Source organism: Arenibacter flavimaris (assembly GCF_030291335.1).
Classification (GTDB): domain Bacteria; phylum Bacteroidota; class Bacteroidia; order Flavobacteriales; family Flavobacteriaceae; genus Arenibacter.
Map to the genome: position 1 here is coordinate 32,485 of NZ_JASWIM010000043.1, position 11,253 is coordinate 43,737.

Here is an 11,253-nt window from a genome sequence, read left to right on the forward strand (position 1 = left end):
TATAAAATATAAGTTTAAACTAATACACCAAGAATATACTTAGACTTCCCCAAGTCCAAATGTATTTTGTAAAACCTACTTAATCTATGCTCCCGAAAAAACCACGGCATGTCTATTATGCCTTACTTCTGTTAGCACTAAGCATTGTGTTTAGTGCCTCGAAGGCCAACTCGATAGTTTACGAACTTATCGCGGATGTGTCATCTGCTGTCGAGAATATAAATTCGACGGAAACGGTAGTTGAAGAACGTCAGGAGAATAACGTACGAAATGATTCAAAAATAAATGCCGACAAAGAGGCTGAAATAGAAGCTATTTCAAGTCCAATGATGTTCGCTACAATCATCAATGGCGCCAATGAAGAGGTAACCTGTACCAATGACGGTAGTACTTTGGCTAAATTTTTCCTATGTGGAACTGGTGATGATAGAACTATTTCAGTAAGTGGTTCTGGCACCATTACCTGGCAGAAACTTTCTGCCAGCTGTGTTTTTGTTGGAACGGATACCTGCCCTGTGAAGGATAATAGTTGTTATGGGCCGGCAGTAACAAGTGCGACATATTTCCTTGATGCCAGTGATCCCGCTGTTGCGGGAGAATATCGTGTAAGGGTAGGATCCGGGGCCTTTTATTACTTTAGGGTTTCTTCAAACCCATTGAACCCCCAACTTAGTACCCAAAACATTATCTGTGGAAATCCAGGTAGGGTAGAGGTTACCAATGTTCCTGCCGGCTACGAATACAGCCTTAATTCTGCTGCAGGCCCTTATCAGGACAATCCGTATTTTGATATAACTACACCTGGTAATTATCAGGTATATACTCGCTTAAAAAATGCTTCCCCAAGTGCCTGTGTTTTTCCATCCCAAACCGTAACCATAAGTGCAGTGGATATGACGGTAGATGTTTCCAAGGTAGATATCATCTGTAGTGGTGATAAGGGAAGTATTAGCATCGACATTTCTGGGGTACCCGGATTTTATAGTTATAGGTTAATTAGAAATGGTGTTACCATGAACACCTTTGGACCAAATGGTTCTAACACACATACCTTTAATAATCTCGGGGCCGGTACCTATTCGGTATCTGTTCAGGCGGGCAGCAGTTGTACCCAAACCATTAGTACTATTGATGGCAATCCAATTACCATAGGTGCAGGACTTGTTCCTGTAGATGCTACGGCCTTTGCCACAGACAGTTTTGGCTGTGGTGCTACTTCTGTGGATATTACCATTGATGCAAGTGGTGGTACGGGACCGTATGAATATAGTGTTAATGGAGGAGCCTTCGGAGGAAGTTTTGCTACTTCCACCACACATACGGTAAATAGTCCCGGTACGTATAATATAGTGGTAAGGGATGACAATGGGTGTACTAAAAATGCTGTTGTGGATGTTGAGAATATTCCACCCCCAGTATATAATATTAGTTCTATAGACGCCAACTGTGGAGGATCCAATAATGGTAGTATTACTGTAAATGTAACGAATAGTAATGGTTATAATCTGGAGTACAGTATTAATAATGGTGGTACGTTTCAGAACAGTAATGTGTTTTCCAATTTGGCACCAGGGAACTATGATATAGTAATAAGGTATCAACAAGATACTTTTTCATGTACCACACCGGCGGTTAGTAGGACTATAGCGACCCCTTCAACTATTTTAGGAAGTGCCAACGCCACCCAAACCCCAAGTTGTTTAAACGAAAGTGGGGGGCAGATTACTTTTACAGGAGTTAGCGGAGGTGTAGGTCCATATGAGTACAGTATTGGATCTGGCTTCATTCTGAACAATACGGTCTTTAATGGTATTTCTGCAGGAACCTATTCCCCTCAGATACGGGATGCGAATGGCTGTGTTACCACCTTACCGGCCATTGTTTTTAATCCGTTGGATAAACCTACGGATATCGATTTTGCGGTATCCAGTATAGATTGTGCCACAGGTACGGCATCCGTTTCCCTTGCGGTAACAGGTGGCACGGCTATAAGTACCTATGAAATTATAGCCCCGACAAGTGTAAATAATGGTGGATCCAACACCTTTACCGGCTTAGGGCTTGGTAGTTATACCTTTAGGGTAACCGATTCTGCTGGTTGTAGTTTTACAGAAAGTTTCGCTATAACCGATATAAGTTCTATTGGGGTTACAAGTCAGTTGCTGACCAATGTCACCTGTTTTGGCGATAGCGATGGGGCAGGCCGTTTTATAGTGGACGGATTTAGCGGTACCTATGCGTATCAAATAGATGCCGATCCTGTAGTTACCGGCCAGACTTCCAACATAGTTTCTGTAAGTGGATTAAGTGCTGGTTCCTATACTATAACGGTAACGGATGAAGATACCAATTGCGTTGATACGGCAACCTTGACTATTTCGGAGCCATCATCATCCTTGACCATAGCTCCCATATGGACGGATATGAGTTGTCAGAATAACAATAGGGGTGCTGTTAACGGGAATGCCTCCGGCGGGTGGGGCGGATTTCAATATACTCTTACCCGGCCTAACGGAAGTACTGTAGGCCCTAGGAGCAATCCAAATTTCACAGGTTTAACAGATGATTCAGGACCATACACCATAAGTGTGGAAGATGGCGGTGGTTGCACCGCTTCAGCTAGCTATACATTTACCATGTTAACAGCACCAACATTGGTATTGGACACTGGAGCCTCTGATTTTTGTTTTGATAGTACCAATGCCACTACCATGGTGGTCAATGCCAGTGGAGGAGATGGGAACTATGAATACCGAATAGACAATGGGCCTTGGGCAGCAGGTGGTGCCAGTGCAAGTTTTAGTGGTCTTAACCCTGGCAACCATACTGTTGAGGTTAGGGATGGAAATAAATGTATGGATTCGGTGGTTAGGAATATAAGGGCACAGACTACTTCTACGGTCAGTATACAAAAAGAACTTACTTGTAGCCTGGTACCTGGTGCAGGTGATGCGGATATCCGAGTCAATATCGGAAATGGAAATCCACCCTATGCCAATTATGCAGTCAGTTTTAATGGAGGGGCATATGGACCTACTACACCTATTGCAGGAAGTAGTTTTATTTATACAACTCCAAGTGACGGTACTTACCAGTTCCAAATTACGGACGGTAATGGTTGTGTGGTGGAAACCAATGTGGTTACCATAAGCCCAACTGATATAATAGCGGCAACCGCCGATGTTACCAACCCACGTTGTAATGACCCCAATACCGGGATAGTGCAATTGTTACCTGATACTACGGTAGGGGTAGCTCCGTACGCCTATAGTATTGATGGTATTACATATACCAATCAAGCTGTTTATGGGAACCTTTCACCAGGAAATTATACCTATTATGTTAGGGATAGCAGAGGGTGTTTTATAGATGTTGATTTTACGATTGGAGCACCAGATCCTGGGGTGGACGCCACAGTGGTGCCAAATGATGCAGTTTGTTCGGGGGTGGCAACTTTTGGGTCTATAGATGTTACGGCAATTGCCAATGGCGTATCACCTTATACCTATACATTGGTGAATGCCGCAGGAGTTGTTCTTAATACCATTGGTCCAACAGCCAGTACCTCCGAAAACTTTCCGAATCTGCCACAGGGATCATATACCGTAATTACAAATGATGCCGCCGGTTGTGAAGATCGTGATGAGGTAGTCATTGATCAAAATACAATCGATTTGGTGCCTGTTTCAACAACAGACCCACAAGATTGTACTACTACTTTTACATATATTGTAGATATTGTAGGAGGAACACCTGCATATCAAATTGGTTTGGTTGGAGGAGCCTTGGGGGCGCCCAATATTGATGGGGATACCCATGATTTTACCGGACAGATTCAATATGGAGTAACATATTTTGTTGAAGTTATTGATGCTTTGGGTTGTAGGTATGTTGAACAGATAGATCCTATTCCAGGACCTTCATTAACTGTAAATGCTACCGCAACTTCCGCTTCGTGTGATGTTGCCGGTAATGGAACCATTTCCTATAACGTTACCGGTACCTCTGGGGTCAACGTAGAAATCACAGTATATGATACCGATACAGGAAATCTAATTTTGGCACCTACAATTATGCCATCTGCCGGACCATATCCTGATCTAACAGCTCTTAACCCTGGTAATTATCAGATCTTCGCCGAAGACCTAACCAGTGGATGTGTGGGTGAGGCATTGGTATCCATAGTTCAAGATATTCCAAGCGTTAGCATAGATAGTAATACCAATGCCAATTGTATTGATCCGGATGGTCATTTGGTGATACGGGGTGTAGGGGGAACAGGGCCTTACCAATTTTCAGTGGTACCTACCACAACGCCAGTCGGGGCTTATTCGGCAACAACGGACTATGATCTGTCTCCAGGAGATTATGATATATATGTACAGGATGCCAGTGGTTGTAGTTCTTTCACAACTGTGACCATTTCAGAAGATCCTGGAGCTGCGGTACCTGCTATTGATGTTACCAATCAGTGTTTTGTAGTGGCCTCCTATAATGTAGAAGTTACCTCGCCACTAAACAGTGGGCCGGCCCCGGAAACTACTTTTCAATACGATATGGGCAACGGATTTCAAGATAGCCCGCTTTTCATTGTCCCCAATCCAGGGACTTATACTATGACGGTAAGGGATGGTAACGGGTGTACTGCAACCAATACTTTTGAGGTGTTCGACTTTTTTTCCATAACCGCCAGTGCAACGGCGGAGCCTTCCTGTAATAATGCAGATGGTTCTATTACCGTTGTAACTTCAGGTGGTAGCGGGGATTTTGATTATGTTTTGGACGATGGTGCCGGTTTCGTGGTAAATCAATCGGACGATCCAGTGTTTACCGCCTTACCTCCTGGGAATTATACCATTACCGTAACGGATAGAAGTTCTAATACTACACCGTTATGTGAGGATACCGCGGTAGTAGAAATTATTACGGTAGATCAGCCAATTATTGATTCAATATTAACCGAGGACATTTCGTGTTTCGGAAGTGCCGATGGCAGTATTTCGGTGGATTTGGTAGCGGCTTCGGCTACGGACGGACCTTTTGTTTATAATTTGTATGACAGTGGAGGAGGTTTGGTTACGAGTCAGGCCGATGCAATTTTCGATAATTTGACGGCTGACACCTATGAGGTTGAGGTAGTGTCCAGCAGAGGGTGTACATCGCCGCGTGTACCTGCTAATATTTTGGAACCGACGGCATTAATGGGAGTGGCAACAGCACCACCATTTACCTGTAATCCGTCCAGCAATACTTTTAATACAACAATAATTACAGCTTATACCGATACCAATGGCGACGGATCTGGTACATTGACAGGTACGGGTCCATACACTTACAGTATAAATGATGGAACTGCCGTATTTGATGGAACCAATTTCCAGAGTAGTAATACCTTTGAGATTATTGATAATGGTGGTCCCCAAACTATCATTGTAACCATAAGGGATGACAATGGTTGTGAAATTACCGACACGGTCAATTTGACTCCCCCGTCCGGGCTAAGCTTCAGCTTTAACGAACTTAACCCTATTACCTGCGATGCTTCGGGATCTGGTGTAATGGCAAGTAATGTAGAGATAATTATAGACCAAGGGCCAGGAAACTATGGCATTGAAATATTGCCTTTGGGTTCACAGCCAGAGCGACTCACCGGTGGGGCCGATAGGATTGTTTGGGATTTGGATACACCGGGAGACTATATATTTGCCGTGAGGGATATTGCAAACGGTGGCTGTTTATTTGTTACGCCAACTTATAATGTTCCGGACTACAACCTTATAGAGGCTGTTATTAATGAGGTGAAACCAGTAACTTGTTTTAATGGATCTGATGGGGAAATTAGTATTGAACTAAATAATTATACCGGTATTTATAACTATGAAGTATTTTCCCGTGATGCCTCAGGTGTTGAAACCAGCACAGGGGTTACCGGTAGTTTCGATACGACCAATCCTATAAATACCCCTGAAATAATTACAGGCGTACCCGCTGGGAACTTATTGGTGAGGGTAGAGGCTGTAGATAGTCCATTTTGTGATACCGTTAGTAACACAACAACGGTACACGGGCCTGATAGACCTTTGGATCCCACTCCGGCCCAAACTGCGGATGTAACTTGTTTTATCCCGGGTAGGGGTGAAATTACGGTTTCGGGCGATGGCGGCTGGGGAGGCTATGAATATCAGTTGGAATTGGAAACTGCTCCTGGGACTTATCTTATGATTGCTTCCTTTTCTGTCAATAACGTATTCAGCGATTTAATAAGCGGTACATATCGTGTAGGTATTCGTGACTCTGGAGGGTGTGTGGTAATGGAGGATTTCATCATTAGTCCACCTGTACCGATTGCTGCCGATATTAGAATTGTACAGCCTTTACTCTGCCCTGGATCAAATGACGGAATAATTGAAGCTTACAATGTAAGCGGTGGTGAGGATACTAATGGGGATGGCGAGGAATATCTATTCCAGTTGAATAGGTTGGATGCATTGGGCAATATTGTAAATACCAGTGGTTTACAGGAGTCTGCTGTATTCCCTAACCTTCCAACAGGAAATTATACTATAGTGGTCTATGACGGTTGGGGATGTAGTTTTACTACCCTACCGGTCTTTATCCAAGATCCATTGCCCGTAGATGCCGATCTTGTGGAGACTTTGGCACCTGGTTGTGGGGATGAGGGCCGTATGGAATTGACTATTGCAAATCCAGTTGCTGGAATGGAGTATTTCTATCGTAGGTCGGGTACTACTGATCCTTTTGTTTCTTTTGGTGGAATTGATGTAATTACCACTGAGATTATTATACCCGATGTAAATCTTAATCCAGGTCCTTATCAATTTGATGTACAAAATGGCAATGGTTGTCCAGAACAGAAATCGAATGAAATTAACCTTGATCCTGCTTTACCATTGGTTATAGCCCTTGATCTGGTAGATGCCAATATTAAATGTGCAGGACAACCCACCGGTATTGTGAGATCTGAGGCTTTTGGAGGGGTAGGGAACTACATTTATACGTTGGTAAACAATGTATTGGATAGTGGAACCCCTGGAGTTCCAAGGCCCCCTGTTGCAGCTGATATTGTGAGGGGAGCTCAAAGCTCGGGTATATTTAGGGATTTGCCACCGGGATCGTATTATGTCTATGCCACTAGTTTGGGATGTACTGCTATTTCCGAGGAAATTTTGATAACTCCCAAAGACCCTTTGATTTTGGATCGTTTGGAAATGGTACCTGTTAGTTGTTATGGGGATGTAGATGGTCAGGTCATTATTGAAGCCAGTGGTGGTACAGGAAAGATTCGTTTCTCCATCTCCGATACCTTAAGTGAGTTCTTTGAAGGGGAAGATCCTTTGAATCCAAATTCCTTTACTTTTACGGATTTACCTCCTGGAACCTACGAGATAATAGTACAGGACGAGTTGGGATGTAATATTTTGCAGGAAGTAACCATTACGGAGCCGGAGGAATTGGTGGTAGCCAATGTAGATACCACTCCGGAGACCTGTATCAATGCAGCTGATGGTTCTGCACAGTTGACCATGATGGGTGGTACACCCTTTGTGGACATACTTACCGGAGTGGAATATTATGAGACAAGGATTATTGGGCCAAACTCTGTTGGAGATGAAGTATTTGAGAGAAACGATACCTTGTTTTTTGATAATTTAATGGGCGGTGAAACCTATGTGGTCTTCATTCGGGATGCTATGGGGTGTGAAACAAATGTTGTTGTCCCCATTATGATAGGTGTTGACCTAAGTGCAGAGCCTGTTGTAGAATACGGTTGTGAGGGAATATTCCCAAATAGCACGGTTACCATTCGAATGACGGATACTAGTTTAATGCCTAGATTGCTCTTTTCCTTGGATGTGGACGATATGACCTTGGCCAATACCCAAACTGTTTTTGGAGATTTGCCGGCAGGCGATCATACTGTTTACATATATCATGAAAATGGTTGTGCTACTTCAGTTGACTTTACTGTGGATGCGTATGAACCATTGACTTTGACAGCCATAAAAACAGGTCCAAATGAGGTTACTGCAACAGCGACTGGAGGCTTTGGCGATTACGAATATTTTTTCCAAGGGGACTCATATGGTGCAGTAAATGTGTTTTTGTCCAACCAAGATACCAATGTTACGGTGAGAGTTGTAGATCGTATGGGTTGCGAGGCTACAATATCCATTCCGTTTAAATTTACGGGTATGTTGGTAGTACCAAATTTCTTTACTCCGAATGGAGATAATATGAATGATGAGTGGTTTCCCGACAATAGGGACTATTTCCCTAATTTGGAGGTTAAGATTTATGACCGATATGGTAGGGTAGTGGCTATTTTGGACCAGGTATCCGGGTGGGATGGTAATTATGATGGCAAAGCCTTACCTTCTGGGGATTATTGGTATGAAGTGAATGCCAATGACGAGGATAAGCAGCAGTTTATGGGCCACTTCACCCTGTATAGATAACGGAATTATTACCTGTATTTTCCATGAAAAGGGCACTAAAAATATTAGTGTCCTTTTTTATGTAACATATCTTTTTATTTCCAAGGATTATGCTATATTTGCAGTCCCAAAAAATAGGATTGAATTTTCCCATTGAAATATTCGGTTCTATTAAATGTTCTTGGTGTACCACGCTGATGGCGTGGCAGGTGTGGCCCGGCTTGCAAAGCCAAAGGCATTGTTATCGCGCCGCGTTTGGGACGCGGAGGTCGTCACGCTTTGGGCGTGACCACCCGAAGAAAGATAGTACATATGTTCGTTTATATTTTATATAGCGAGAAACGTTCAAAATATTACGTAGGTCAAACTGCTGATATTGAAAGAAGATTAAAAAGACATAATCAAGGAGTAGTTCCTTTTATTAAGAGTGGGACGCCTTGGAAATTAATTTTGCAAATTGAAGTTTTATCACGATCTGAGGCATTGGTCTTGGAGCGTAAAATAAAAAAGAGAGGAGCAAAACGTTTTATAGATGACCATTTCGGGGTGTACCACGCTGATGGCGTGGCAGGTCTGGCCCGGCTTGCAAAGCCCAAGGCATTGTTATCGCGCCGCGTTTGGGACGCGGAGGTCGTCACGCTTTGGGCGTGACCACCCGAAGAAAGATAGTACATATGTTCGTTTATATTTTATATAGCGAGAAACGTTCAAAATATTACGTAGGTCAAACTGCTGATATTGAAAGAAGATTAAAAAGACATAATCAAGGGGTAGTTCCTTTTACTAAGAGTGGGACGCCTTGGAAATTAATTTTGTAAATTGAAGTTTTATCACGATCTGAGGCATTGGTCTTGGAGCGTAAAATAAAAAAGAGAGGAGCAAAACGTTTTATAGATGACCATTTCGGGGTGTAGCGTAGCCCGGTTATCGCGCCGCGTTTGGGACGCGGAGGTCGCAGGTTCGAATCCTGCCACCCCGACGAACCTAGAAATAGGTAGTAGTAAAAACACTGTTAATCAATTGATTTTCAGTGTTTTTTGTTTTTACACATTTTCTTTGATATCAAATGATATCATATGTGCACACCTAATTCGGTGTGCAATTCGGTGTGCAACGGTTCACTGAAATTGTAATAACTTGAAAGAACTTTAGGGTAGTATTTGACTTTTTTCCTTAGTGATCATTGTCTAACTAAAGCCGTTTCAAATGAAAACAAACCAGACCTTTACGGTAATCTTTTTTACGAGAAAATCAAGAAGTGTAGCAAACCTTCTATCCATTTATGTACGTATCACCATTTTGGGCAAACGTGCGGAGATCAGTTTAAAGCGAAATATCGATGCGGGCCAATGGGACTGCATCAAGGGCAGGGGCAAGGGCAGGTCGGAAGATATCCGTAACCTTAATGCCTATCTGGACCAGGTCCAGGCCAAACTTCTGCAGTGCCACGGCCAACTTGTCCAAGAGGACAAGATCGTGTCCTCCAACGCCATAAAAATGCGTTTTCTGGGTGAAGATAAGGTAAGCAGGACTTTGATGGACCTTATCGAATACCACAACGGGAACATGGTCCATGTCCTGAAGCCTGGCACCATGAAGAACTACTATACAACGGAAAAATACCTAAAACGGTTTTTAAAGAGCAAGTACAAACAGGAGGATATCCACCTGAAGCAGCTCAACTATCGTTTTATACTGGACCTAGAACATTATTTAAGGAGGTGCACGGACAAAAAGAAACAGCTGTGCCTTAACAATAATGGAGTTATGAAACATTTGGAACGGTTCAAGAAGATGGTGAACCTTGCCGTGAAACTGGAATGGGTAAATAAAAATCCTTTTGATAGGTTTCAATTGAAGTTCAACAAATTCGACCGGGTGTTCCTGACCCAAAGGGAATTAAGGCTGATAGAGGAAACGGAATTCAAGCAGGACCGATTGCAGCATGTAAAGGACTGTTTTGTATTTTCCTGCTATACCGGACTTTCCTATGTGGATGTAAAGGAGCTTACAAGGGAAAAGATCACCAAGGGGATAGATGATAGGAATTGGATCTATACCAAACGGGAAAAAACGGACGAGCTGGTCAAAATACCTATTCTTCCCCAAGCATGGGATATTTTGGAAAAGTATAGGGATTACCCTACCCACCATGGATTGCTTCCTATATGCTCCAACCAGAAGGTGAATACCTATCTCAAGGAAATAGCAGGGGCATGCGGAGTCCGTAAGAATATTACCTTCCATGTGGCCAGGCATACCTTTGCTACCACGGTAATGCTGTCCAATGGGGTACCCATTGAAACGGTCTCAAAGCTTTTGGGCCATACCAAGCTATCGACTACCCAGATATATGCTAGGGTAGTGGAAACCAAGATAAGCGAGGATATTGGTAACCTTTTGCTAAGGTTTAAGGAAAGGGAGAACCACAGAGCTTTTGAAAAGAAAGAGAGAAAAGGGAGGCAAGGAGTAAGAACAAAAGATCCCAAATCTTACCATAACTTAACTGCGCATGGATCCTAATTCGATTTTATAGTGTTCGGACTGATAAGCGTTAATTAAAATCGAATTAGGGCGCAAGGTGCTTATGGTGAAATGCGGTATTTCCTAAAAAGGGTAAGGCTACAAAAAGCGTAAGGCCACAGGTCGAATTCTGTCATTCTACTGCACCTAACGTATCCATCCGAGCAACTACACTAGTTATTGATCTTCATATTCTGTAGTGAATTCAATATCTTTTCCTTCCGCTCTTGCCCGGAGCACCATTTGTTGTATGTTTTCGGGAAGGTTGTCCAGG

At 43.0% G+C, this 11,253-nt stretch carries 4 protein-coding genes and 1 tRNA gene; all 5 read left to right on the top strand.

Annotated features, from left to right (window positions below; translation table 11 throughout):
- Positions 1-86 precede the first annotated feature (86 nt).
- The 5 genes from QSE00_RS22325 to QSE00_RS22340 all read left to right on the top strand — a co-directional run bounded on the left by QSE00_RS22325 (position 87) and on the right by QSE00_RS22340 (position 10,979).
- Positions 87-8,477 (top strand): T9SS type B sorting domain-containing protein, encoded by an 8,391-nt coding sequence (locus QSE00_RS22325; protein ID WP_286107569.1) that lies wholly within the window; start codon positions 87-89, stop codon positions 8,475-8,477.
- A gap of 291 nt (positions 8,478-8,768) precedes the next feature.
- Positions 8,769-9,107 (top strand): GIY-YIG nuclease family protein, encoded by a 339-nt coding sequence (locus QSE00_RS22330; RefSeq protein WP_286107570.1) that lies wholly within the window; start codon positions 8,769-8,771, stop codon positions 9,105-9,107.
- A 23-nt stretch (positions 9,108-9,130) separates the two neighbouring features.
- Positions 9,131-9,274, top strand: coding sequence for a GIY-YIG nuclease family protein (locus QSE00_RS25275; RefSeq protein ID WP_353477491.1), 144 nt, complete (start codon positions 9,131-9,133; stop codon positions 9,272-9,274).
- An 86-nt stretch (positions 9,275-9,360) separates the two neighbouring features.
- A tRNA-Pro gene (locus QSE00_RS22335) sits at positions 9,361-9,435 on the top strand.
- A 227-nt stretch (positions 9,436-9,662) separates the two neighbouring features.
- Positions 9,663-10,979, top strand: a complete 1,317-nt coding sequence (locus QSE00_RS22340; protein WP_286107571.1) for a site-specific integrase — start codon at positions 9,663-9,665, stop codon at positions 10,977-10,979.
- Positions 10,980-11,253: the final 274 nt, after the last annotated feature.

Bases quoted from the DNA above. Each gene is read 5' to 3' on its own strand.
- QSE00_RS25275 (WP_353477491.1), top strand. From the start codon at position 9,131: ATGTTCGTTTATATTTTATATAGCGAGAAACGTTCAAAATATTACGTA.
- QSE00_RS22325 (WP_286107569.1), top strand. From the start codon at position 87: ATGCTCCCGAAAAAACCACGGCATGTCTATTATGCCTTACTTCTGTTA.
- QSE00_RS22330 (WP_286107570.1), top strand. From the start codon at position 8,769: ATGTTCGTTTATATTTTATATAGCGAGAAACGTTCAAAATATTACGTA.
- QSE00_RS22340 (WP_286107571.1), top strand. From the start codon at position 9,663: ATGAAAACAAACCAGACCTTTACGGTAATCTTTTTTACGAGAAAATCA.